The following is a 21,867-nucleotide window of genomic DNA, read 5'->3' as shown; positions in this document are numbered from 1 at the left end:
GACGACGGCGGCCACCGCGACGGACATTACTGCCATCGCGGGCCGCGCCGGCTCAGCGCGACCACGCACAGCAGCGGAAAGCACAGGCCGAGCTGCTCGATGAGGGCCGCGGCGCCGGTGGCGTCCCGGTGGCGCTCACCGAGCGGGAGCGCGCCGTGCCCGCCCGCATGGCCCGTGTGGGCGGCGCGTGAGAAGGTCCCGCGCGTGACGATCATGGTCGGGACGAGTTCTCGTTGAACGTCGATCGCGCGGGCGTGCAGGACACCCGGACCGGCGAAGGCGCTGAGGAAGTGGCCGTACGCATCGCGAGCCGTCTCGCCCATCTGGGTCCGACCGCGGCCGTCTCATTCGATCTGCGCTATGCCCTGCTCGGCGCGGAGTCGTACGACTGGAACCGCTGGGGTGCCGCCCACCTGATGACCGGCGGCTGACCGCCGCGGCTTGACCTTGTCACGATGACAAGGTCTTGGCTGTGGTCAGGAGGTGATTCCGATGACCATTCCGGCAGAGGACCTGACCACGACGCGAGCTCTGCAGCGGCTGGAGAGCGGCAGTTCGTCGATGCGGCTGCAGGCGGCGCTGGCGATCGGCGCGGCCGCGGACCCGCGGTTCGTCGACAAGCTCATCGAGCGGTGCGCGGTCGAGCCCGACTTCTACGTGCGCGACATGCTCACGTGGGCGCTCACCCGATACCCGGCGGCGATGACAGTCCCTCGGCTCGTCGGCGAGCTCCGATCGGAGCACATGCAGGCACGAAGCCAGGCGTTGCACACCCTGTCCAAGATCCGAGACCGGCGGGCCTGGCCGGCGATCACCCGGTCGCTGCTGACCGACGCCGACGACGAGGTGGCCCGCAGTGCCTGGCGTGCGGCGGTCGTACTCGTCCCCGATGGTGACGAAGCGGGGCTGGCCGAGGTGCTGGTCACGCAACTGGGGCGCGGCCGCCGTGACACCCAGGTGAGCCTGAGCCGGGCACTGGTCGCGCTCGGCGACGTGATCCTGCCGGCGCTGGGCGCCGCGATGAAGGATCAGGACCCTGGCGTACGCCGGCACGCCATCGCCACAGAGCGGTTGTTGCGCGATCCGGATGCCGGATTCGAGTTCGCGATCGAGCAGGCGAAGCGCATCGTTGCTCTCGGGACGGGCGACGAGAAGGGATGACAGCCGGTGTTGATCGGTGACGTGGCGCGACGGTCCGGGGTCAGCGCCCGCATGCTCCGGCACTACGACTCGCTCGGCCTGGTCCGGCCGACGGGTCGTACCGGGGCGGGCTATCGCGAGTACTCCGGCGAGGACATCCGGCGGATCTTCCACATCGAGAGCCTGCGGTCGCTGGGGTTGTCGCTGCGCGAGGTCGGGCGCGCGCTGGATGATCCCGCCTTCACACCGTCGCAGCTGGTCGACGGCCTCATCCGGCAGACGCAGGACCGCATCGCAGCTGAGGTCGACTTGCTGACGCGACTGCGGCGGATCGGCGCCGCGGATCCCGGCGGCTGGGAAGACGTCCTGCAGATCGTCGCGTTGCTGCACGCGCTGGGCTCGGAGAGCGCCGGGAAGCGGCAGCGTGCGGCGCTGTCCTCGGTCGAGGAGACTCGACCGCCGGTGGAGGCCCTGGTCGAGGCGGCGTTGCACGAGACGGACCCGAACGTCGCCGGAGCGCTGCGATGGGCCCTGGCGCAATCGGGCGACGATGCGCTGGCTCTGCTTGCCCAGGGTCTCGACGCGCCGGAGGCCGAGGTGCGCACACGTGCCGTCCAGTGCATCGCCGAGATCCCGGACGGTGCGGCGACCGCACTGCTGCGCAACACCCTCACCGATGCCGACGTCGGAGTGCGCAGGTGCGCGGCGCTCGCAGCCGGGGCACGGGGAGTCGCCGAGACGGTGCCGATCCTCCTCGACATGATCGTCGACGAGGCGAACGACGTCGACGCGGCCGACGCGCTGAGCGGGCTGGCCGCTGATCCCGGGCTGGCCGACCAGATCGCTGCCGGTCTCGTCGACCGGCTCGCCCACGGCGCCGTCGCATCGGCCGGGCGCCGGCGGCTGACCCAGGCGCTCGCGGACATCCCCGGGACGACGACGTCCCGCGCCCTCGCCGATCTGACCCGGGACGACGACCGCGGCGTTGCCCTCACCGCGACGTACATCCTCCAGCTACGCAAGCTCACCTGAAGCAGTGATCGCGGAGACCCGTCTAGGGTGTGGCGGTGACGCTGCTGGTGTTGAAACTCTTGCTGGCGCCGCTGTTGGTGGTCGGGTCGTGGTTGGCGGGACGCCGATGGGGCGGCCGGGTGGCGGGCACGCTGGTGGCGTTCCCCATCGTCGCCGGGCCCATTCTGTTGATCACCTGCCTCGAGCAGGGTGTCCGCTTCGGCGCCCGCGCGGCGGCAGCATCGTTGCTGGGGCTGGTGTCGCTGGCGGTGTTCGCGGTCGTCTTCGCCTACGCGGGCCGGCGGTGGCGATGGCCGTTGACGCTCGCGGTGTCCTGGGCGGCGAACGTGCTGGCCGACATCGTGCTCGCTCAGCGGCCGGTAGGCGCCGGCTGGGCGCTCCTGCTCGTCCTGGTCGCGACGTGGGTGGCATACCGGCTGGTGGCGGCCATCGACGGCGACCCTGACACGGCCGCGACGGTGACCCCGCCCTGGTGGGATCTGCCGGGACGGGCCGCCGCCACCGCGGTGCTGGTGCTGACGGTCACGGGGGTCGCCGCCTACGCGGGACCGGTGGTGACCGGGATTCTGGCGCCGTTCCCGATCGCGACCAGCGTCGTCGCCGCCTTCGTGCTGGCTCAGCACGGGCCGTCGGCGGCGATCCGGACGCTGTCCGGGGTGACGCAAGGGCTGGTCGGGTTCGCGGTGTTCTGCTTCCTCACCGCCGTGCTGTTGGTGCCGCTCGGCATCCCCGCCGCCTTCACCATCGCGATCGTGGGCGCGCTGGTCGTGCAGCTCGGCGTGACCGCGTGGTGGGCCGCCCGCGCCAGGGGCCGGGAGGTCAGCGGGGGACGGCGAGCGTATGAAAGCGGGCGGCGGAGTCTTCGCAGCTGATCAGGTCCAAGCGAGGTGCTATCTCAGCGCATCTACGGCGTGGAACACGGTTTTGCGGCCGCATGTGCGAATCGCATCACCGGAATGCCCCTCTTACCTGCGGGGCCGATAGAGTGATCGCCGTGACGGTGTTTCGGATCGGTGAGGCGGCGGAGCTGCTCGGGGTCAGCGCGGACACGGTCCGCCGCTGGGTGGATGCCGGCCGGCTCCCGGCGGGCCGCGACGAGCACGGCCACCGGGTGATCGACGGGGTGGAACTGGCCGCGTTCGTCCGGTCCCGTGCCTCGGATGTGGACGAGCGGGCCGAGGAGTCGTCGGCACGCAACCGGCTGCGCGGGATCGTCACCGCCGTGGTCAAGGACACCGTCATGGCGCAGGTGGACATTCAGGCCGGACCGTTCCGGCTGGTGTCGCTGATGAGCCGGGAAGCCGTCGACGAGCTCGATCTGAAGGTCGGTTCGGTCGCCGTGGCAGTGATCAAGTCGACCACGGTGGTGGTGGAGCGTTCCGCCCCGGCCGCGGCACCTAAGGGGAGGACCAGTTGAGAGCATTCCGGATCGCGGCCGCCGCGCTGCTCACCCTGAGCATCGCCGCGTGCGGCGGCAGCGGGGACGACAACCCCGGATCGGGTACGCCGAGCAGCGGCGCAACCGTGTCCGGTGCGGTGACGGTCTTCGCCGCGGCCTCGCTCACCGAGTCGTTCACCACGCTCGGCAAACAGTTCGAGCAGGCGCACCCGGGTACGACCGTGACGTTCAACTTCGCGGGCAGCTCGGCGCTGGCCACCCAGATCAACGAGGGCGCCCCGGCCGACGTGTTCGCCTCGGCCGCCCCGAAGCAGATGGCGGCCGTGACCGACGCGGGCAACGCCGCCGGCACCCCGACCACGTTCGTGAAGAACCAGCTGGTCATCGCGGTCGCCAAGGGCAACCCGAAGGGCATCCAGGGACTGGCCGACCTGGCCAAGCCCGACGTGAAGGTGGCGCTGTGCGCCGAGGCGGTGCCGTGCGGCGCTGCCGCGAAGACGGCGATCGACGCCGCCGCTGCCAAGATCACGCCGGTGACGCTGGAGCAGGACGTGAAGGCCGCGCTGTCGAAGGTGAAGCTGGGCGAGGTGGACGCAGCGCTGGTCTACCGCACCGACGCCAAGGCGGCCGCCGCCGACGTCGACGCGGTCGAGTTCCCGGAGTCGGACAAGGCGATCAACGACTACCCGATCGTGGTGCTGAAGGACGCCAAGAACACGGCCGGCGCTCAGGCGTTCCTCGACTACGTGCTCTCCGCCGACGGCACGAAGGTGCTCACCGATGCCGGCTTCCAGGCACCCTGAGCACAGTGACGACGACCATCCGGCGTCCGGGAACCGGCGCGCGCGTACCCGTACCCCTGCTGTTGCCCGCAGTTGTGGGGTTGATCTTCCTGATCCTGCCGCTGGCCGGGCTGCTGGCCCGGACCCCGTGGTCGACGCTGCCGCAACGGCTCGCCGAGCCGGAGGTGGCGCAGGCGCTGAAGCTGTCCCTGCTCACCTCGACCCTCGCCACCGCGGCGTGTCTCGTGCTCGGCGTGCCGCTGGCCTGGCTGCTGGCCCGCGTCGAGTTCCCCGGGCGGCGCCTGGTCCGGGCGCTGATCACCGTGCCGCTGGTGCTGCCGCCGGTGGTCGGCGGCATCGCGCTGCTGCTCGCGCTCGGCCGCCGCGGCCTGGTCGGGCAGTGGCTCGACAGCACATTCGGGATCACCCTGCCGTTCACCACCGCCGGAGTAGTGATCGCGGAGGCGTTCGTGGCCCTGCCGTTCCTGGTGATCGCGGTCGAAGGCGCGCTGCGCGGCGCCGACACCCGCTACGAGGAAGCCGCCGCCACCCTCGGCGCCTCCCGCTGGACCAGCTTCACCCACGTCACGTTGCCGCTGGTCGCACCGGGGATCGCGGCCGGCGCGGTGCTGTGCTGGGCGCGGGCGCTGGGGGAGTTCGGCGCGACGATCACGTTCGCCGGCAACTTCCCGGGGATCACCCAGACGATGCCGCTGGCCGTCTACCAGACCATGGAGAGCGGCGACCTGGAAGGCGCCGTCGTGCTCAGTCTCATCCTGCTGGCGGTGTCGGTCACGATCCTCGCCGCCCTGCGCGACAAGTGGTTGACCTCGCCATGACCGACCTTCTGCTCGACTCCCGGCTCGTGGTGCAGCGCGGCACGTTCCAGCTCGACATCGACCTGCGCATCCACCGCGGCGAAACAGTGGCGCTGCTCGGACCGAACGGCGCCGGCAAGACCACCGCCCTGCGCGCGCTGGCCGGGCTCACCCCGCTCTCCGCCGGGCAGCTCACCCTCGACGGACGCGAACTGGACCGGCCCGACGCCCGGGTGTGGACGCCGCCGGAGGACCGCCCGATCGGCGTGGTCTTCCAGGACTACCTGCTGTTCCCGCACCTGAGCGCCCGCGACAACGTGGCCTTCGGCCCCCGCCGGCACGGCGTCGACCGGCGCACCGCACACGGCATCGCCAACCGCTGGCTGGACCGGGTCGGCCTGGCCGAACACGGCCGCCGCAGACCCCGCCAGCTCTCCGGCGGGCAGGCGCAGCGGGTCGCCCTGGCCCGGGCCCTCGCGGTCGACCCCGTCCTGCTGCTGCTCGACGAGCCACTCGCCGCGCTGGACGCGCGCACCCGCCTGGAGACCCGCGCTGAGCTGAACAAACACCTCGCCGCGCACCCGGGTGCGACGCTGCTGGTCACGCACGACCCGCTCGACGCCCTGGTCCTCGCCGACCGCCTGGTCATCGTCGAACACGGCCGGGTCGTGCAGGAGGGCGACGCCGCCACCATCACCGCCCGGCCCCGCACCGACTACGTGGCCCGCCTCGTCGGCCTCAACCTCTACCGCGGCAAAGCCGACGGGCACACCGTCGCGCTCACCGGCGACTTCACGCTCACCACCACCGACACCGTGCACGGCGAAGCATTCGTGGCGTTCCCACCGGCCGCGGTCGCCCTGCACCCGCACCAGCCGGACGGCAGCCCGCGCAACACCTGGCCGGCCGTGCTCGCCGACATCCAGCGTCACGGCGACAACCTGCGGGTCCGCCTGGACGGCCCGATCACCGTGGCCGCCGACATCACCCCGGCCGCCGCCACCCAACTGCACCTGGAACCGGGCCGGGAACTGTGGGTGGCCGTCAAAGCCAGCGAGACCCGCGCCTACCCGGCCGACTGACCGACCGCCCGGCGCTGGGTGAGCCAGCGCATGAGGTGCAGCGCGTGCGATGCCGGGTCGGGGATCGGGTGGAAGACGTGTTCCACCAGGTCGTCGGTGACGATCAGGTTGAGCCGTTCGTAGACGATCAGGTCGCCGACCGTGCGGGTGGGCAGGCGGGCAGCGGCGGCCAGGGTCAGCTTCGGGTCGGGGATCAGCGGGTACGGCAGCCGCAGCCGGTGGACCAGCTCCCGCTGATAGCCGGTCGACTGCGCGGACAGGCCGTACACCCGGGCGGCGCCGGCGGCGAGGATCTCGGCGTGATGGTCGCGCAACCAGCTGTCCTGGCTGCGGGCCCCGTGGATCTCCAGCAGGCCGCGGGGCAGATCGACGCCCGGCCGGCCGGTCAGCGGGTAGACGAAGATGACGCTGCGGCCGGGCCCGAGAGCGTGCAGGCTGATCGGCCGGCCGTCGGTGCCGTAGAACCGCAGCTCCGGCAGCGGCTTGCCGATCAGGTCGACCGGCTCGCTGCCGGCGCCGGCCGGGCCGGTGACGACCTGGCGGGCAGCGGTGTCGATGCGCGCGTCGAGGGCCTCCCGCTGGGCGGTCAGTTCACCGATGCGTGCCTGCAGGTTGGTGACCGTGCTGCGGAACGTGGCCACGGCGGCCGCGCACACGTCGTCGTCGTTGGCGATGGACTCGACGAACGGGCGGGTCTCCTCGACGGTCAGCCCCAGGGCCATCAGCTCGCGAATCTGCGCGACCTGGCGTTCGGCGATCGGGTCGTAGTCGCGGTACCCGTTGCCGAGGCGCCGCGGCACGACCAGCCCGGTCTCCTCGTAGTAGCGCAACGCCCGAATCGTCGTTCCGGTCCGCCGAGCCAGTTCCCCCACGCGCATGCGCCGACCTTAAACCCGCACCCCCGGGTACGGGTCAACGTGGTTCTCCTCGCGATGACAACCCGGCCGGCGGGCGGTCAGTCTGGTCCGGCAACCACGACGGGACCAGGGAGTGTGCGATGACGGCCATCAGCCGGGTGATCGGACGGCAGATCCTCGACAGCCGGGGCAATCCGAGCGTCGAGGTCGACGTGATCCTCGCGGACGGCTCGGTGGGCCGGGCCGCGGTGCCGTCCGGGGCGTCGACCGGAGCGAACGAGGCGGTCGAGTTGCGTGACGGCGACCCGGCCCGGTTCCACGGCAAGGGCGTGAGCAGGGCGGTCGCCGCGGTCAACGGGGAGATCGCCGGCGCCGTGACCGGTCTGGACGCCGAGGAGCAGGCGCTGATCGACGCGACGATGATCGAGCTGGACGGGTCGAAGGACAAGGGCCGCCTCGGCGCCAACGCGATCCTCGGGGTGTCGCTGGCGACGGTGAAGGCCGCCGCGCAGGCACACCGGCAGCCGCTCTACCGCTACGTCGGCGGGGTCGGGGCCCGGCTGCTGCCGGTGCCGATGATGAACATCATCAACGGCGGTGCGCATGCCGACAACCCGCTCGACTTCCAGGAGTTCATGATCGCCCCGGTGGGTGCGACCTCGTTCTTCGAAGCCGTACGGATGGGCTCGGAGGTGTTCCACACGCTGCGCAGACAGCTGGCCGCGGCCGGGCACAGCGTCAACGTCGGCGACGAGGGCGGATTCGCGCCGGACTTCGCCGACGCCGACGAGGCCCTCACCTTCGTCGTGCGGGCGATCGAGGACTCCGGCTACCGACCCGGCACGGACATCACCGTCTGCCTGGACCCGGCCAGCTCCGAGTTCTTCCACGACGGCGCCTACGTGTACGCCGGTGAGCGACGGACCCGCACCGTGGACGAGCACATCGCCTACCTGCGGGAACTGGCCGCCCGGTATCCGATCACCTCGATCGAGGACCCGATGGCCGAGGACGACTTCGCCGGCTGGAAGAAACTCACGGCGCAGGCCGGCGACCGGCTCCAGCTGGTCGGCGACGACGTGTTCTGCACCGACGCCGACCGGCTGCAGAGCGGCATCGAGGGCGGCTACGCCAACGCCATCCTGGTGAAGGTCAACCAGATCGGCACGCTCACCGAGACGCTGCGCACCGTCGACACCGCCCACCGCGCCGGATACCGGGTCGTGATGTCGCACCGCTCCGGCGAGACCGAGGACACCACCATCGCCGACCTGGCCGTCGCCACCGGCTGCGGGCAGATCAAAACCGGCTCGCTGTCGCGCAGCGACCGCACCGCCAAGTACAACCAGCTCATCCGCATCGAGGAGGAACTCGGCCGGGCCGCCCGGTACGCCGGCGCGCGGGGAGGCGTGCGATGACAGCCGAGACGCTGACCGGCGACGCCACACTGGCGCTGCCCGAATTCGATGCGCCACCGGCCGACCCGCTCGGACTGCTGCGAGCCTGGCTCGACGCCGCGGTCGCCCACGGTGTCCGGGAGCCGTACGCGATGGTGCTGGCGACCGCGGACGCCGCCGGGTCGCCGTCCAGCCGTGTCCTGCTGCTCAAGGCGGCGGACACCCGAGGATTGATCTTCACGACCTCGGCCGGCAGCCGTAAGGGCGCCGACCTGGCCGTACGGCCGTTCGCGTCAGCGACGTTCTACTGGCGTGAGACGCTGCAGCAGCTGCACGTGGCCGGCCCGGTCCGGCAGCTGCCGGAGCAGGAGTCGGACGCGCTGTTCGCGCAGCGCCCGGCCGGCGCCCGGGCCACGACCGCGGCCTCGCGGCAGAGCGCGCCACTGGACGACGCGGCCGCCCTGGCGCGGCGCGCCACCGATCTGCTCGCGTCCGGCGATGCCGTCCCGCGCCCGCCCGGCTGGCCGGTTACCTGCTGGAGCCGGCGGCTATCGAGTTCTGGCACGGCAACGCCGACCGCCTGCACCGCCGGCTGCGTTACGACCGGACCGACCACGGCTGGCGATCACAGCGTCTGCAACCGTGACCGCGGATCGTCCGTGACGGATGACGGGCTCGCCCGGTCCGCCTGCGACAGTGGGCCGGAGGAGGTGGCCCCGACTGATGCTTGACTCCGATGAGCTCGCCGTCAACCGCGCGCTGTGGACCATCGTCAACGAGCAGTTCACCGACGCGCGCGCCCGTCAGGCGTGGGCGGCCGAGGACTTCGCCTGGGGGCTTTTCGGCAACTCCGAGCGGCGGTTGCGCGTACTCGGTGACGTCGCCGGCCTGGACGTCGTCGAGCTCGGCTGCGGCACCGCGTACGTCTCCGCGTGGCTGGCCAGACTGGGCGCGCGACCGGTCGGCGTTGATCTGACACCTGCGCAGCTGGATACCGCCCGGCGCTGCCAGCAGGAGTTCGGGCTGTCGTTTCCGCTGGTCGAGGCGAACGCCGAGGATGTTCCGCTGCCGGACGGCTCCTTCGATCTGGCCGTCAGCGAGTACGGGGCGTGCGTCTGGTGCGACCCGGAACGCTGGATCCCGGAGGCGGCCCGCCTGCTGCGGCCCGGCGGGCGGCTGGTGTTCCTGACCAACAGCGTCCAGGCGATGCTCTGTGTGCCCGAGGACGGCGGACACGCGGGGGAGCGGCTGCTGCGGCCGCAGAAGGGAACCTTCCGGCTGCAGTGGCCGGGCGGCGGGTTCGAGTTCCATCCCAGTCACGGCGAATGGATCCGCATCCTGCGCGCCAGCGGGTTCGCCGTCGAAGGCCTCCACGAGCTGTACGCCACCGACGACGCCGAGACACACGAGTACTACGACATCGCCACGGCTGAGTGGGCGGGGAAGTGGCCGGTCGAGGACCTGTGGACCGCACGGCTGACCGCGAATCGGCCATCGGCATGCGAGGAGGGTACGCCGTCCTTCAGGGCGGTGGTGAATCCTCGCCGGGCATGCCAGGGGCCGTTGTTGAGTTCCTAACGGATGTCAAGCCGCCGACGGGTGGTTAATGTGGTCTGTGGACGGGCCGGCTGCTGGAGCGCTTCGCGACTCCTTACTGCGTCGGCCTGTTCCTTGTTTCTGCCGCTGCGCGGCACGTTGGGGCCGGTTGCGGGCGCGGTTGGCATCGGTGACCTGGTAGCGGGTTGCGCAGATGGTGCGGCCCTCGGTTGCGGTGATCGGCCGGGCGTCGACGTCGTGCAGTTGGTAGGGCGTGCGGTTGCGCCAGCAGGCGGCCAGCCGGGTGACGAGCACGGCGGCGAGGGTGCAGACGGCGGAGTTGTGGTGTTTGCCGGCCTGGGTGACCAGGCGGTGATACCGGGCGGCCAGGGTGGGGTCGGTTTTGCGGGCCCGGTCGGCGGCGTTGAACAGGGCTTCGCGTAGGGCGGGGTCGCCGGCTTTGGTGGGTGGTCCGTAGCGGCTGCTGGTGCCGGACTCGTCGAGTTTGGGGACCAGGCCGGTGAACGCGCGGACCCCGGCCAGGGTGGCGAACCGGTCGGGGTCACCGAGTCCGGCCAGGATGGTCGCGGCGGAGGTGACGCCCAGCCCGGGAGCCGACAGCAGGATGCCGGTGGGGTCGGCGTCGTCGTAGAGCACATCGATGCGGTCGTCGAGGCCGTCGATCTCAGCACTGAGTTGCAGGGCGAGGCGGGCCTCGCCGGTCAGGTCGGCGGCGAGTTCGGTGAAGTCCAGGCCGCCGGCGGCCCACAGTCGCAGGCTCTGTTCGGCGGCGTGCAGGATCCGGTCGGCGTGCTCGTCCCGCCACTGGCCGCGGCTGGCCCGCACGAGTAGGGCGGTCAGCCGTTTACGGCCGAGGCGTTTGAGGGCGTGCGGGTCGGCGCCGGTGCGTTCCAGGAGCGTGAGGGCGGTCTTGCCGTACTCGCCGGTGTTGAGGGCGTCGGCCCAGTGCGGTCCGAGCAGTTCCAGCAGCGCGTCGATGCGTGCGTAGGTGGCCGTGCGCCGTTTCACCAGCGAGCGGCGCCGGCGGGTGGCGCGTCGTAGCGGGTCGGCGGGGCCGAGTTCATCGTCGCCGAGGACTCGGAGTCCTTCGGGGTGCAGCAGCGGCAGCCGGGCCAGCATCCGGGAGTCGAGCCGGTCGTTCTTGGTGTGTTTGTGGTAGTAGTCGCGCAGGTCAGCCGACTGTTCCGGCGGCACCAACGCGACCTTCGCGCCGCGGGCGCGTAGCCACGCGGCCAGCGGCACCCAGGCGTTGCGGGTGGGTTCCAGCACGACCAGTACCTCATCGGCGGCCGGCAGGCTCGCCCACAGTTTCTCCAGCTCGTCGACGGTGGTCCGGAACCTGCGGCCGGAGAACAGGAAATGGCCGGTCTCGTCGGTGCAGCTCACCTGGTGTGCCGCCTTGCATGCCACGTCGACACCCAAACGCAGCCGCACATCACCTCCCCATCGTGGGCGTCCATCACGGTCGGGAAGCCTTCGTCACGACTCGCCGCGCACCCTCCGCAGGGGTGTGCCATCCAGACATTCGGTAGCAGCGGTCCATCGAAACTCGCTTCCGCGGCCGCGGGTTCCCGAACAGGGATCACGTGCGCCGGGCGGCCCTACCAGCCGAACGATCAATCCTCAGGAGTCACCGCGAAGCGGTGCTACCAGTCGTATACCGAGCCGTACCGGAGGAACCCGACCCGACGCACCCTACGAAGCCCCGAATCGATCTTCAAGGCCCAACATCAAAGCTAAATGTCGTACCCGGCCGCTAGGTTCAGGGCCAGGATCGTCTCAGAAAAGGGGTGGGCGAGGTGGCGCGGCGTGCGTACGTGTTCCTGTTGCGTCCCACTTCGGGGCAGGTGCAGCGGGCGTTTGCCTGCATCGAGGATCACCGGATCTTGTATAACGCGGCCCTGGAGGAACGGCGGACCGCGTATCGCAGGGCGGGGGTGACGATCCGCTACGGGCAGCAGTCCGGACAGCTCAAGGAGATCCGCCGCGCCGACCTGCAAGGACAAGGCCGATGGTCGTTCTCGTCGCAGCAGGCCACCTTGCGGCGGTTGAGCAAGGCGTTCGACGGTTTCTTCCGCCGGGTGAAAGCCGGGCAGGCGCCGGGCTATCCGCGGTTCAAAGGTCGCGGCCGGTTCGATTCGGTGCAGTGGCCGAAAGACGGTGACGCGTGCCGGTGGAACTCCACCCCGGACAGCGATCACACCCGGGTCTACCTGCAAGGCATCGGGCACATCAAAGTCCGCGCGCATCGCAAGGTCGAGGGCCGGGTCAAGACGATCACGCTCAAACGTGCGGGCAAGCGCCTGTACGTGGTGCTGTCGTGCGATGACGTGCCCGCCCTGACACTGCCGCAGACCGGCAGCAAGGCCGGGATCGACATGGGTGTCGTATCGTTTCTGACCACCAGCGACGGCCGGCACGAGCCGAACCCCCGGTTCGTCAAGACGATGGCGGGCGAGCTGGCCACCGCGCAGCAGGCCCTCGCCCGTAAGCAGCGCGGGTCGAACAACCGGGTGAAAGCCCGCGCGAAGGTTACGGCGATCCACACCAAGATCCGCCGGCAGCGCGCCGACTTCCACCACAAGAGCGCCCTCACGCTGGTCCGCGCCCACGATGTGATCGCCCACGAGAAGCTGCGCATCGACAACATGACCCGCTCGGCGTCCGGGACAGTGACGGAGCCGGGTACCAACGTGGCCCAGAAGTCCGGGCTGAACAAGAGCATCCTGGACGCGGGCTGGGCTGCGTTCCTGCGAATCCTGACCGCCAAGGCTGAAAGCGCCGGACGGACCACGATTCCCGTGGACGCTGCCCACACCTCCCAAACCTGCCCCGAGTGCGGGCACGCCGCGAAACAGAACCGCCGCACCCAAGCCGAATTCACCTGCCAGGGCTGCGGCTACACCGACCACGCCGACATCGTCGGCGCGATCAACGTATTGAGACGCGGGCTGGCGTCTCAGCCCGAACCCGTCAAGGTTTAGGCGAAGCCCCGTCCTTCAGGACGGGGAGCAGTCACGCCTGTCCCCGCGCAGATCGCCGCCAGTAAGCAGATCAGCCTGACCACCTACCGCAAGGACGGCACCCCGGTCGCGACCCCGGTCTGGCACGTGGCCGAGGGCGACACCGTGACCACCGTCTCGGTCGCCGACGCCGGCAAGGTCAAACGCATCCGCCGCAACCCCGAGGTCGAGATCGTGGCCTGCGACATCCGGGGCAAGGTCGCCCCGGACGCCCAGCCGGTCCGCGGCACCGCCATGCTCCTGCCACCGTCGGAGACCGAGAACGCACGCCGCCTGCTGGCGCGCCGCTACGTCACCGCCCGCATCGGCGCCTGGTTCTCGAAGATCCTGCGCATCAAGCGCCCACCGGGCATCGGCATCGTGATCACCATCTGAACCACCGCGATCGTTTGACCCCGACGCGACGTCATGGTTTGCGATGCACGCATGAACCGCGTGTCGTCGGCGTACCTCGCCTCCTACGTCCTGTCCCTGCTGGGCAACTCCATCGCCGGGGTCGTGCTGCCCCTGCTCGTGCTCCAGACCACCGGCAGCGTGCTCGCCACCGGCGCCGTCGCCGTCGCCTCGGCGCTGCCCGCGGCCGTCGCCGGCCTGGTCATGGGCGTCGTCATCGACCGGATCAACCGGCGGACCGCGTCGGTGATCACCGATGTGATCTCGGCGCTCTCGATCGCCGCGCTGCCGCTGCTGGACGCGACGGTCGGGCTCGCGCTGGGCTGGTTCGTGCTGTTCGCGGTGATCGGGTCGTTCGGTGACGTACCGGGGATGACCGCCCGCGAGGCGATGATCCCGGGCATCGTCAGGGCCGGGCGGATCAGCGCCGAGCGGCTGCTGGGGCTGCGCGAGGCGCTCGGCGCGGCGGTCCTGCTGATCGGGCCGGCGGCCGGTGCGGCGCTGATCGCGGCCTTCGACGGCGTCACCGTTCTGTGGGTCACCGCCGCGACGTCGGCGGCGGCCGCGGCCGTCACGATGATCATTCCGCGTGCCGCGGGCGCGATCCCGGCGGCCGAGGCCGGGACGGGTCCGCGGCGGGTGGTGCTGCGCGACGGCTGGCACACGCTGGTGCGTTCGCCGTTCCTGCTGACCACCACGCTGCTCAGCGTCGGTCTGGTCGTGGTGCTGGCCGGCTTCCAGGCGCTGGTTCTGCCGGTCTACTTCACCCTGCAGCAGCGGCCCGAGATGCTCGGCCTGGTGCTCAGCGCGCTCGCGGTCGGCCTGCTCGCCGGCGGCGGAATCTATGCCGCGGCGGGCGGCCGGGGCCGGCGGCGGACCTGGTTCCGGACCGGGTTGCTGATCACGATCGCCGGGTTCGGCGCGATGGCGACACTGGCCGGCCCGTGGCTCGTGCTCGGCGCCGCGGCCCTCGTCGGGTTCGGCAACGGCCTGTTCGGCAGCCTGATGGGTGTGCTGATGGTCGAGCGGATCCCGGACGCGATGCGGGGGCGGGTGATGGGCCTGCAGAACTCGATCCTCACCCTGGCGCCGGCGATCGGCATGGGCGGCGCGGCGCTGCTGGTCGACGGATCCGGCGCGCGGACCGGCGCTGTCGTGCTGGCCGTCGTCTGGCTCGCCGTCGGCGTCGTGGCGATGCTGGCGCGGGCGCTGCGCGACCTGGAACCGCAGCCGACGATCGAGCCGGAACTCGTACGCTGACCGGCGGGAGGCACCGATGAACAGCGGCGAGATCGCCCGGATGGCCGGGGTCAGCGTGCGCACCCTGCGGCACTACCACCAGGTCGGGGTGCTGCCCGAGCCGGTGCGGCGGGCGAACGGCTACCGCGAGTACACGGTGCGCGACCTGGTGCTGCTGTTGCGCATCCGGCGGCTGGCCGAGCTCGGCATCGCGCTCGACGAGATCCCGCCGCTGCTGCAGGCCGACGGGCGGGCCGACGCGGTGCTGGACGAGCTGGACCGGGAGCTGGCCGCGCAGATCGAGCGGCTCACCGCCCGCCGCGCGGTGATCGCCCGGCTGCGCGCCGCCGGTGCCAGCCCGGACACGCCGCCGGAACTGGCCGGCGTGCTCGGCAGCGGCCCGGACCTGCCGGCGGAGATGCTCCAGCACGACCGTGAGGTGATGATGCTGCTGCACCACCGCCTCGACGAGTCCGGCCGGGCGGCGCTGACCGGGCTGATGTCGCAGGTCGCCGAGCCGGCCGTGCTGGCGGCCACCACCGAACTCACGGTCCGGTTCGCCGCCCTCGCGCCGGACGCCCCGGACGAGGAGATCGACCGGCTCGTCGCGGACCTGCAGCTCGTGCTGGGGCAGTTGAACTTCGACGGGCTGGAGGACGTGGATCCGCGGACCGGGGCGCTGCTCACGGCGTACCAGGATGCGGTTTTCAATGATGCCCAGCGGGAGTTCCTTGCCCGGCTGAACCAGGTGCCCGGCCCGCCTCAGCGCTGAGACAGGTGCTCAGCCTCGAGGCGTTCCGCCTCCTCGCCGCCGATCGCCTCGCCGCGGGCTTCCATCCCGGCGACGTCCGACAGCGGGATCTCCTTGAGGAACAGCGCGAGGACCAACGCGATCACCATGAACGGGATGAGGTACCAGAACACCGGCGCAAGAGCGTCGGCGTACGCGGTCACGATGCCTTCCCGCACCTCAGCGGGAAGCCCGCGCAGCGTGGCCGGGTCGATCGTCGCGGTAGCCCGGCTCGCCTGCTCGGCGTCGGCGCCCGCGCCGGTGAACACGGCGGTCAGGTTCTCGGTCAGACGAGAGGTGAAGATCGTTCCGAACACGGCGATGCCGACCGCGCCGCCGACCTCACGGAAGTAGTTGTTGGTCGACGTGGCGGTGCCGATGTCGTTGGGTGAGACGGCGTTCTGCACCACCAGGACCACGACCTGCATGATGAAGCCCAGGCCGGCGCCGAAGATCAGCAGGTACCCGCAGATCAGCCAGATCGGCGTCGCAGCGGTCAGCGTGGTCATCGCGGCCATCGCGCCGCCGGTGATGAGCGCGCCCAGGACGGGGAAGATGCGGTAGCGGCCGGTCCGGGTGATCAACATGCCGGCCACGATGGAGGTGCCCAGCAGGCCCACCATCAGCGGCAGCAGGAGCAGACCGGACGCCGCGGCCGAGGTGCCGGAGGACATCTGCAGGAAGGTCGGGACGAAGCCGAGAGCGGCGAACATCCCGATACCCATCGCCAGGCCGATCGCCGTCGCGTTGACGAAGATCGGGTTCCGGAACATCGACAGCGGCATGATCGGGTCGGCGGCGCGGGCCTCGGTGAGCACGAACAGACTCGCGGAGATCACCAGGCCGGCGGCCCATGCCCAGGTGGACCACGCGGTCCATCCGTGACCGGCCGAGCCGCCGAAGTCCGCGAAGAAGATCAGGCAGGTCGTGGCGGCGGAGAGGAACAGTACGCCCAGCCAGTCGATCGGTTTCACTCGCTTCTTGTCGGGCAGTCGGAGCGCGAACACGGCGACCAGCAACGCGGCGATGCCGACCGGGAGGTTGATGTAGAACGCCCACTGCCAGGTGAGGTGGTCGACGAAGAACCCGCCGAGCAGCGGGCCGCCGACCGCGGCCAGGCCGAAGATGCCGCCGAGCGGGCCGAGGTACCTGCCGCGCTCGGACGCGGGCACGATGTCGGCGATGATCGCCTGCGAAAGGATCATCAGGCCACCGCCGCCCAGCCCCTGCATGGCGCGGAAGACCACGAACGTCCAGAAGTTCGTGGCGAACGCGCAGCCGAGTGAGGCGAGCGTGAAGACGGCGATCGCGACGATGAACAGACGCCGGCGGCCGAGCACGTCACCGAACTTGCCGTAGACCGGCATCACGATGGTGGTGGCCAGGATGTAGGCCGTGGTGATCCAGACCTGGGACGAGACGCCGCCCAGTTCGCCGACGATGGTGGGCATCGCGGTCGAGACGATCGTCTGGTCGAGGCTGGCGAGCAGCATCCCGGCGATCAGTGCGGAAAAGATGATCCAGATGCGGCGCTTCGTCAGGAGCAGTGGAGTCGTCATGCCCGGCTTTCTGAGAAGATCTCGGGAACGTCGTTCGCGAACACCGTATCCGAAGCGGCAGGGCAGGTGCAATCGAAGTGATCTATCTGCGGCCGGCGATCCGCTGCGTCAGCGCGTGCGCGGCCTCCAGCAGCAGCGCACCCAGCTGGGCCGTGCGCTCGCCGTTGAAGCGGGACTCCACCCCGGTCAGGCTCAGCGCCCACGCCGGTGATCCGGTCCGGTCGAACACCACCGCCCCGACGCCCCAGCTGCCCGGCACGACCAAGCCAGGGTTCACCGCGTACCCTCGCCGCCTTGTTGCCGCAACCCGCCGCGACAGCGGCGCCGCCTCGTGCTGCACACCGTACGCCGCCGCCAGCTCACCGCTGCGCGAGCGGACATACGCCTGCGCGTCCTCGATCGGCAGGTAGGCCAGGATCGCCAGCCCGGCCGAGGCGACGCCGAGCGGCAGCCGCAGCCCCTCGTGCAGCACGTGCGAGCGCAGCGGGAAGCTGCCCTCCTCACCGGCCAGGCAGACCGTCTCGTCGCCGCGCCGGGCCGAGAAGAACGCGCTCTCGCCGGTCTTGACGGCCAGCGACCGCAGGATGTCGCGGGCTGTCGACGTCACGTCGTAACGCTCGGCGGCCACCGAGCCGAGCAGGAACAGCTCGGGTCCGAGGAACCATCGTCCGCGCCGCACGTCGCGGTCGACGAACCCCTCCTCGGCCAGGGCGGCCAGCACCCGCTGCGCGGTCGAGCGCGGCAGCCCGGTCGCCGCCGCCACCTCCGCGGTGGTCACGCCCTCCGCGGCGCTCGACCCGACCCGCCGCAGAACAGCGGTCACACGTGCGATCAACTGAGTGCCCTGCATGCTCACATTATGAGCATCAGCTGCTCACCGGAGCCGCTGGGTGATCAATGATGCCGGCTGCGACGGCGGTGTGCCTACCGTGCCCGGCCATGAGCAAACTCGTCGACAGCGCGGCCGCAGCCGTCGCGGCCGTCGCCCGTGACGGCATGACCGTCGCGGTCGGAGGCTTCGGCCTGTCCGGCATCCCCACCTCGCTGATCACCGCCTTGCGCGACACCGGCGTCAGCGACCTCACCATCGTCAGCAACAACATGGGCGTCGACGGCAAGGGCCTCGGCCTGCTGCTGGAGAACCGCCAGGTCCGCAAGGTCCTCGCCTCCTACGTCGGCGAGAACAAACTCTTCGCCCAGCAGTATCTGGACGGCGAACTCGACGTCGAATTCGTCCCCCAGGGCACCCTCGCCGAGCGCCTGCGCGCCGGCGGCGCCGGCATCCCCGCCTTCTTCACCCCGACCGGCGCCGGCACCCCGGTCGGCGAGGGCAAACCCCAGGAGCACTTCGATGGCATCCGTACGATCCTCGAGCGCGGCATCGTCGCGGACCTGGCCCTCGTACGCGCCCACCGCGCCGACCTCGACGGCAACCTGCGCTACCGGCTCACCGCCCGCAACTTCAACCCGCTCGTCGCGACCGCCGGCCGGGTCACCATCGCCGAGGCCGAGACGATCACCTCGCTGGACCCGGACGACGTGCACACCCCGGGCATCTTCGTGCAGCACCTGGTCCGCAGCGAGATCCACGAGAAGCACATCGAGCAGAGGACGGTGCGGGCCCGTGTGGACGCGTGACGACATGGCGGCCATCGCCGCCGCCGAACTGAGCGACGGCCAGTACGTGAACCTCGGCATCGGCATCCCCACCCTGGTCGCCAACCACCTGCCCGCCGGTGTGCGGGTGACGTTGCAGAGCGAGAACGGCATCCTCGGCATGGGCCCGTTCCCGTACGACGGCGACGAGGACCCCGACCTGATCAACGCCGGCAAGCAGACCGTCACCCTGCTGCCCGGCGCGTCGGTGTTCGACTCGGCGCACTCGTTCGGCATGATCCGCGGCGGCCACGTGCAGACCGCGATCCTCGGCGCGCTGCAGGTCGCGGCCAACGGCGACCTGGCGAACTGGACCATCCCCGGCAAGCTCGTCAAAGGCATGGGCGGCGCGATGGACCTGGTCGCCGGCACCCCGCGGGTCGTCGTCGTCACCGAACACGTCGCCAAGGACGGCACCCCGAAGATCGTCGATAAGTGCACCCTGCCGCTGACCGGCGCGGGCGTCGTCGACCGGATCATCACCGACCGCGCCGTCTTCGACGTCACCGGCGACGGGCTCGTGCTGCGCCGTCTCGCCGACGATCAGACAGTCGACGGGGTCCTGGCCGTCACCGGCGCCGGTTTCACGGTGGACCTGGCATGAACGCCGTGATCGTGGGCTACGCCCGTACCCCGTTCGCCCGCTACACCGGCGCCCTCGCGCAGATCCCGGCCGCCGAACTCGGCGCCCACGCCACCCGCGCCGCGCTCACCCGCGCCGGGGTCAGCGCCGACGCCGTCCAGCGGGTCTTCGCCGGCCACGTCCTGCAGGGCTTGGCCGGGCAGAATCCGGCCCGGCAGGCCGCCGTCGCCGCCGGCATCCCGCTGAGCGCACCCGCGACCACGGTCAACGCCGTCTGCCTCTCCGGCCTGGAAGCCGTCGTCGCGGGCGCCGCCGTCATCGAAGCGGGCCGCGCCGACATCGTCGTGGCGCTCGGCATGGAATCCATGTCCCTCGCGCCGCACGCCTGGCACGGCCGGGCCGGCACCCGCTACGGCGCCGCCGAAATGCTCGACACCCTCGAACACGACGGCCTGACCGACGCCTTCGAACACCGCTCGATGGGCGCGCTGACCGAGGCCGGCAACGCCGCCCTGCACCTGGACCGGGCCGGCCAGGACACCTGGGCCGTCCGATCCCATCAGCGGGCCGCGGCCGCCCGCACGTTCCTCGCCGCCGAGATCGAACCGTTCACCGTGCGCGACCGGAACCTCGACACCGACGACGGCGTGCGTCCCGACACCACCGTGCAGACGCTCACCGGCCTGCGCCCCGCGTTCGGCGGCCACGGCACCATCACCGCCGGCAACTCCTCCCAGCTCACCGACGGCGCAGCCGCTCTCGTGCTGATGAGCGCGGCCGCCGCGGCATCGCACGGAGTGACACCGCTGGCCCGGATCCTGGCGTCGGCGATGGTCGCCGGCCCGGACCTCCACCTGCACCACCAGCCCGCCCACGCCATCCGCGCCGCCCTGACCCAGCTCGGCGCCAAGCCCGGCGACCTGGGCCGCATCGAGATCAACGAGGCCTTCGCCGCGGTAGCCGTCGCCACGACCGACGCCCTGGACGCCGACCCCGCCAACGTCAACGTGCACGGCGGCGCGATCGCCCTCGGCCACCCGATCGGCGCCTCCGGCGCCCGCATCGTGGGCACCCTGGCCCGCCAGCTGCGCGAGCCGGGCGCCGACGGCCTCGGCGCGGCAGCCATCTGCGGGGGAGGAGGCCAGGGCTCCGCCGTCATCGCGGAGGCGTGCTGACCGCGCCCCCGCCCGTCCCGCGGGTTGCGTCGGGGACGACGAACCTCATCCTGGAGGCGTGCTGACCGCGCCCGAATTTCGTCCCGCGGGTTGCGCTGACGGCGACGAAGGGAATCACGGCGAGGGCCAGCACGCCGCCCAGGACCGACAGGGTGGGATAGCTCGTCGCGCTCATGATCATGCCGCTGGCGATGCCGCCGCCGGCCCCGGCGAGGGCGACACTCACATCGACGGCGCCCTGGGTCTTCGCGCGGGTGGCGGCGGGCGCGGAGTCGGCGATCATGGCGGTGCCGGAGACGAGACCGAGGTTCCAGCCGAGGCCGAGCAGGGCCAGCGCGACGGTGAGCAGGACGACGGAGTCCTCCGGCGCCGTCGCGGCCACGATCCCGGCGGCCAGCAGCGTGCCGCCGGAGGCGATGGCCACCGGGACACGGCCGACGCGGTCGACGAGGATGCCGGTGATCGGCGACGGCAGGTACATGGCGGCGATGTGCACGGCGATGACCAGGCCGGTGGCGTGCAGATCGTGGCCGTGGGCGTGCATATGGACCGGGGTCATGGTCATGACGGCGACCATGACGACCTGGGTGAGGACCATGGTGACGGCGCCGGCCGGGACGCTGCCGGCGAAGGCGCGTGCCGAGGCCTGGCCGGTGGCCGGGGCCGGCGTGGACGGTGGCATGGTGCGGGCGGCCAGCAGCGGGTCAGGGCGCAGCAGCAGGAACAGGATGACGCCGGCCACGCTGTAGGCCAGGGTGGCCAGGGCGAACGGTCCGGCCAGGGCCGGGATGCCCCAGCCTTCGGCAAGCGTGCCGGTCGGGGCGACCAGGTTGGGGCCGGCGACGGCGCCGAGGGTGGTGGCGACCAGGATGGTGCTGACGGCGCGGCCGCGGCGCTCGGGGGAGGCCAGGTCGGTACCGGCGTAGCGGGCCTGCAGGTTGGTGGCGGTGCCGGCGCCGTAGACGAGCAGTGCGGCGAGCAGCAGCAGGACGTTGTCCAGGTAGCCGGCGAGCACGACGCCGGCGCCGCCGAGCGCGCCGGCGGCGTAACCCGCGGCGAGTCCGGTGCGGCGGCCGAAGTTCTGCGAGAGGCGGCCGACGATCAGGGCGGTGGCGGCGGAGCCGGCGGTGAACAGCGCGCTCGGCAGCCCGGAGAGGCTGGTGGTGTTGAGCATGTCCTCGGCGAGCAGGGAGCCGACGGTGATGCCGGCGGCCAGGCCGGCGCCGCTGAAGACCTGCGAGGCCATGACGACAGCAAGGGTGCGACGTTGCAAGGCCCGCTGTGCCGTGTCGACATCGGTGGTTGAGGTCATGTCGGGGTGTGTTCCTCAGGGTGTGGAGTGAGATGCGTGCAGCCCGGCCGGCGAACGCAGTGTCTCGCATCTC

The 21,867-nt window shown here is 71.4% G+C and carries 24 protein-coding genes; 18 read left to right on the top strand and 6 right to left on the bottom strand.

What is annotated here, in order from left to right:
• Positions 1–26: 26 nt before the first annotated feature.
• Entirely contained in the window at positions 27–215 is a 189-nt protein-coding gene (locus tag OHA21_RS14930) for a hypothetical protein (RefSeq protein WP_328474347.1), read from the bottom strand.
• Positions 216–233: 18 nt separating this feature from the next.
• Between OHA21_RS14930 and OHA21_RS14925 the strand changes: the two genes are divergently transcribed.
• The 8 genes from OHA21_RS14925 to OHA21_RS14890 all read left to right on the top strand — a co-directional run bounded on the left by OHA21_RS14925 (position 234) and on the right by OHA21_RS14890 (position 6,253).
• Positions 234–431, top strand: a complete 198-nt coding sequence (locus tag OHA21_RS14925) for a DUF4240 domain-containing protein (RefSeq protein WP_328474345.1) — start codon at positions 234–236, stop codon at positions 429–431.
• A 61-nt stretch (positions 432–492) separates the two neighbouring features.
• The gene (locus OHA21_RS14920) at positions 493–1,161 is read left to right on the top strand and encodes a HEAT repeat domain-containing protein (protein ID WP_328474343.1); all 669 of its coding nucleotides are present in this window, start codon (positions 493–495) and stop codon (positions 1,159–1,161) included.
• 6 nt (positions 1,162–1,167) lie between these two features.
• The gene (locus OHA21_RS14915) at positions 1,168–2,172 is read left to right on the top strand and encodes a HEAT repeat domain-containing protein (RefSeq protein ID WP_328474341.1); all 1,005 of its coding nucleotides are present in this window, start codon (positions 1,168–1,170) and stop codon (positions 2,170–2,172) included.
• Positions 2,173–2,207: 35 nt separating this feature from the next.
• A complete protein-coding gene (locus OHA21_RS14910; RefSeq protein ID WP_328474339.1) occupies positions 2,208–3,044 on the top strand; it encodes a hypothetical protein in 837 nt (278 codons plus the stop codon).
• 122 nt (positions 3,045–3,166) lie between these two features.
• Positions 3,167–3,589 carry a TOBE domain-containing protein gene (locus OHA21_RS14905; RefSeq protein ID WP_328474337.1) on the top strand — a complete coding sequence of 141 codons (423 nt, stop codon included), beginning with the start codon at positions 3,167–3,169 and terminating at the stop codon, positions 3,587–3,589.
• Positions 3,586–4,374, top strand: a complete 789-nt coding sequence (modA, locus tag OHA21_RS14900; protein ID WP_328474335.1) for a molybdate ABC transporter substrate-binding protein — start codon at positions 3,586–3,588, stop codon at positions 4,372–4,374. Before OHA21_RS14905 ends, modA begins: the two co-directional genes overlap by 4 nt.
• A 5-nt stretch (positions 4,375–4,379) precedes the next feature.
• On the top strand, positions 4,380–5,192 hold the full coding sequence (locus OHA21_RS14895) for an ABC transporter permease (protein WP_328474333.1): 813 nt from the start codon (positions 4,380–4,382) through the stop codon (positions 5,190–5,192).
• Positions 5,189–6,253, top strand: coding sequence for an ABC transporter ATP-binding protein (locus OHA21_RS14890; protein WP_328474331.1), 1,065 nt, complete (start codon positions 5,189–5,191; stop codon positions 6,251–6,253). Before OHA21_RS14895 ends, OHA21_RS14890 begins: the two co-directional genes overlap by 4 nt.
• Here OHA21_RS14890 and OHA21_RS14885 read toward each other — a convergent pair.
• Positions 6,238–7,131 (bottom strand): MerR family transcriptional regulator, encoded by an 894-nt coding sequence (locus tag OHA21_RS14885; protein WP_328474329.1) that lies wholly within the window; start codon positions 7,129–7,131, stop codon positions 6,238–6,240. The two genes, OHA21_RS14890 and OHA21_RS14885, sit on opposite strands and share 16 nt — an antisense overlap.
• A 119-nt stretch (positions 7,132–7,250) precedes the next feature.
• Between OHA21_RS14885 and eno the strand changes: the two genes are divergently transcribed.
• From eno to OHA21_RS14870, 3 genes are read left to right on the top strand one after another with little or no spacing between them, the layout of a single operon-like run.
• Positions 7,251–8,528 carry a phosphopyruvate hydratase gene (gene eno, locus OHA21_RS14880; protein WP_328474327.1) on the top strand — a complete coding sequence of 426 codons (1,278 nt, stop codon included), beginning with the start codon at positions 7,251–7,253 and terminating at the stop codon, positions 8,526–8,528.
• Entirely contained in the window at positions 8,525–9,238 is a 714-nt protein-coding gene (locus OHA21_RS14875) for a pyridoxal 5'-phosphate synthase (RefSeq protein WP_328474324.1), read from the top strand. The genes eno and OHA21_RS14875 overlap by 4 nt, the downstream gene beginning before the upstream one ends.
• Entirely contained in the window at positions 9,231–10,085 is an 855-nt protein-coding gene (locus tag OHA21_RS14870) for a class I SAM-dependent methyltransferase (protein ID WP_328474322.1), read from the top strand. Before OHA21_RS14875 ends, OHA21_RS14870 begins: the two co-directional genes overlap by 8 nt.
• 6 nt (positions 10,086–10,091) lie before the next feature.
• On the opposite strand, the gene OHA21_RS14865 is transcribed toward OHA21_RS14870, so the two are convergent.
• On the bottom strand, positions 10,092–11,498 hold the full coding sequence (locus tag OHA21_RS14865) for an IS110 family transposase (RefSeq protein ID WP_328474320.1): 1,407 nt from the start codon (positions 11,496–11,498) through the stop codon (positions 10,092–10,094).
• A 365-nt stretch (positions 11,499–11,863) separates the two neighbouring features.
• Between OHA21_RS14865 and OHA21_RS14860 the strand changes: the two genes are divergently transcribed.
• The 4 genes from OHA21_RS14860 to OHA21_RS14845 are packed head-to-tail and all read left to right on the top strand — an operon-like array spanning position 11,864 to position 15,491.
• Complete coding sequence (locus tag OHA21_RS14860; RefSeq protein WP_328474318.1) at positions 11,864–13,048, top strand: RNA-guided endonuclease InsQ/TnpB family protein; 1,185 nt, start codon at positions 11,864–11,866, stop codon at positions 13,046–13,048.
• A gap of 51 nt (positions 13,049–13,099) precedes the next feature.
• The gene (locus OHA21_RS14855) at positions 13,100–13,462 is read left to right on the top strand and encodes a PPOX class F420-dependent oxidoreductase (protein ID WP_328478418.1); all 363 of its coding nucleotides are present in this window, start codon (positions 13,100–13,102) and stop codon (positions 13,460–13,462) included.
• 51 nt (positions 13,463–13,513) lie between these two features.
• Positions 13,514–14,740, top strand: a complete 1,227-nt coding sequence (locus OHA21_RS14850) for an MFS transporter (protein WP_328474316.1) — start codon at positions 13,514–13,516, stop codon at positions 14,738–14,740.
• 16 nt (positions 14,741–14,756) lie between these two features.
• On the top strand, positions 14,757–15,491 hold the full coding sequence (locus OHA21_RS14845) for a MerR family transcriptional regulator (protein WP_328474314.1): 735 nt from the start codon (positions 14,757–14,759) through the stop codon (positions 15,489–15,491).
• On the opposite strand, the gene OHA21_RS14840 is transcribed toward OHA21_RS14845, so the two are convergent.
• Both OHA21_RS14840 and OHA21_RS14835 read right to left on the bottom strand, forming a co-directional pair.
• The gene (locus OHA21_RS14840; protein WP_328474312.1) at positions 15,482–17,068 is read right to left on the bottom strand and encodes an MDR family MFS transporter; all 1,587 of its coding nucleotides are present in this window, start codon (positions 17,066–17,068) and stop codon (positions 15,482–15,484) included. The two genes, OHA21_RS14845 and OHA21_RS14840, sit on opposite strands and share 10 nt — an antisense overlap.
• Before the next feature lie 82 nt (positions 17,069–17,150).
• On the bottom strand, positions 17,151–17,918 hold the full coding sequence (locus OHA21_RS14835) for an IclR family transcriptional regulator (RefSeq protein WP_328474310.1): 768 nt from the start codon (positions 17,916–17,918) through the stop codon (positions 17,151–17,153).
• 89 nt (positions 17,919–18,007) lie between these two features.
• On the opposite strand from OHA21_RS14835, the gene OHA21_RS14830 reads away from it, so the two are divergent.
• From OHA21_RS14830 to OHA21_RS14820, 3 genes are read left to right on the top strand one after another with little or no spacing between them, the layout of a single operon-like run.
• Positions 18,008–18,706 carry a CoA transferase subunit A gene (locus OHA21_RS14830; protein WP_328474308.1) on the top strand — a complete coding sequence of 233 codons (699 nt, stop codon included), beginning with the start codon at positions 18,008–18,010 and terminating at the stop codon, positions 18,704–18,706.
• Positions 18,693–19,328, top strand: a complete 636-nt coding sequence (locus OHA21_RS14825; RefSeq protein WP_328474306.1) for a 3-oxoacid CoA-transferase subunit B — start codon at positions 18,693–18,695, stop codon at positions 19,326–19,328. Before OHA21_RS14830 ends, OHA21_RS14825 begins: the two co-directional genes overlap by 14 nt.
• Positions 19,325–20,482, top strand: a complete 1,158-nt coding sequence (locus tag OHA21_RS14820) for an acetyl-CoA C-acyltransferase (protein WP_328474304.1) — start codon at positions 19,325–19,327, stop codon at positions 20,480–20,482. The genes OHA21_RS14825 and OHA21_RS14820 overlap by 4 nt, the downstream gene beginning before the upstream one ends.
• On the opposite strand, the gene OHA21_RS14815 is transcribed toward OHA21_RS14820, so the two are convergent.
• Positions 20,463–21,794, bottom strand: coding sequence for an MFS transporter (locus OHA21_RS14815; protein WP_328474302.1), 1,332 nt, complete (start codon positions 21,792–21,794; stop codon positions 20,463–20,465). The two genes, OHA21_RS14820 and OHA21_RS14815, sit on opposite strands and share 20 nt — an antisense overlap.
• Positions 21,795–21,867: the final 73 nt, after the last annotated feature.

Source organism: Actinoplanes sp. NBC_00393 (genome assembly GCF_036053395.1).
Taxonomy (GTDB): domain Bacteria; phylum Actinomycetota; class Actinomycetes; order Mycobacteriales; family Micromonosporaceae; genus Actinoplanes.
The sequence above is the reverse complement of the archived record's forward strand: the minus strand, read 5'-3'. Positions and strand labels throughout refer to the sequence as shown.

Coding starts and splice junctions, on each gene's coding strand:
- OHA21_RS14835 (WP_328474310.1), bottom strand. CDS start 17,918: ATGCAGGGCACTCAGTTGATCGCACGTGTGACCGCTGTTCTGCGGCGG.
- OHA21_RS14885 (WP_328474329.1), bottom strand. CDS start 7,131: ATGCGCGTGGGGGAACTGGCTCGGCGGACCGGAACGACGATTCGGGCG.
- eno (WP_328474327.1), top strand. CDS start 7,251: ATGACGGCCATCAGCCGGGTGATCGGACGGCAGATCCTCGACAGCCGG.
- OHA21_RS14850 (WP_328474316.1), top strand. CDS start 13,514: ATGAACCGCGTGTCGTCGGCGTACCTCGCCTCCTACGTCCTGTCCCTG.
- OHA21_RS14875 (WP_328474324.1), top strand. CDS start 8,525: ATGACAGCCGAGACGCTGACCGGCGACGCCACACTGGCGCTGCCCGAA.
- OHA21_RS14840 (WP_328474312.1), bottom strand. CDS start 17,068: ATGACGACTCCACTGCTCCTGACGAAGCGCCGCATCTGGATCATCTTT.
- OHA21_RS14820 (WP_328474304.1), top strand. CDS start 19,325: ATGAACGCCGTGATCGTGGGCTACGCCCGTACCCCGTTCGCCCGCTAC.
- OHA21_RS14830 (WP_328474308.1), top strand. CDS start 18,008: ATGAGCAAACTCGTCGACAGCGCGGCCGCAGCCGTCGCGGCCGTCGCC.
- OHA21_RS14870 (WP_328474322.1), top strand. CDS start 9,231: ATGCTTGACTCCGATGAGCTCGCCGTCAACCGCGCGCTGTGGACCATC.
- OHA21_RS14930 (WP_328474347.1), bottom strand. CDS start 215: ATGATCGTCACGCGCGGGACCTTCTCACGCGCCGCCCACACGGGCCAT.
- OHA21_RS14815 (WP_328474302.1), bottom strand. CDS start 21,794: ATGACCTCAACCACCGATGTCGACACGGCACAGCGGGCCTTGCAACGT.
- OHA21_RS14920 (WP_328474343.1), top strand. CDS start 493: ATGACCATTCCGGCAGAGGACCTGACCACGACGCGAGCTCTGCAGCGG.
- OHA21_RS14890 (WP_328474331.1), top strand. CDS start 5,189: ATGACCGACCTTCTGCTCGACTCCCGGCTCGTGGTGCAGCGCGGCACG.
- OHA21_RS14845 (WP_328474314.1), top strand. CDS start 14,757: ATGAACAGCGGCGAGATCGCCCGGATGGCCGGGGTCAGCGTGCGCACC.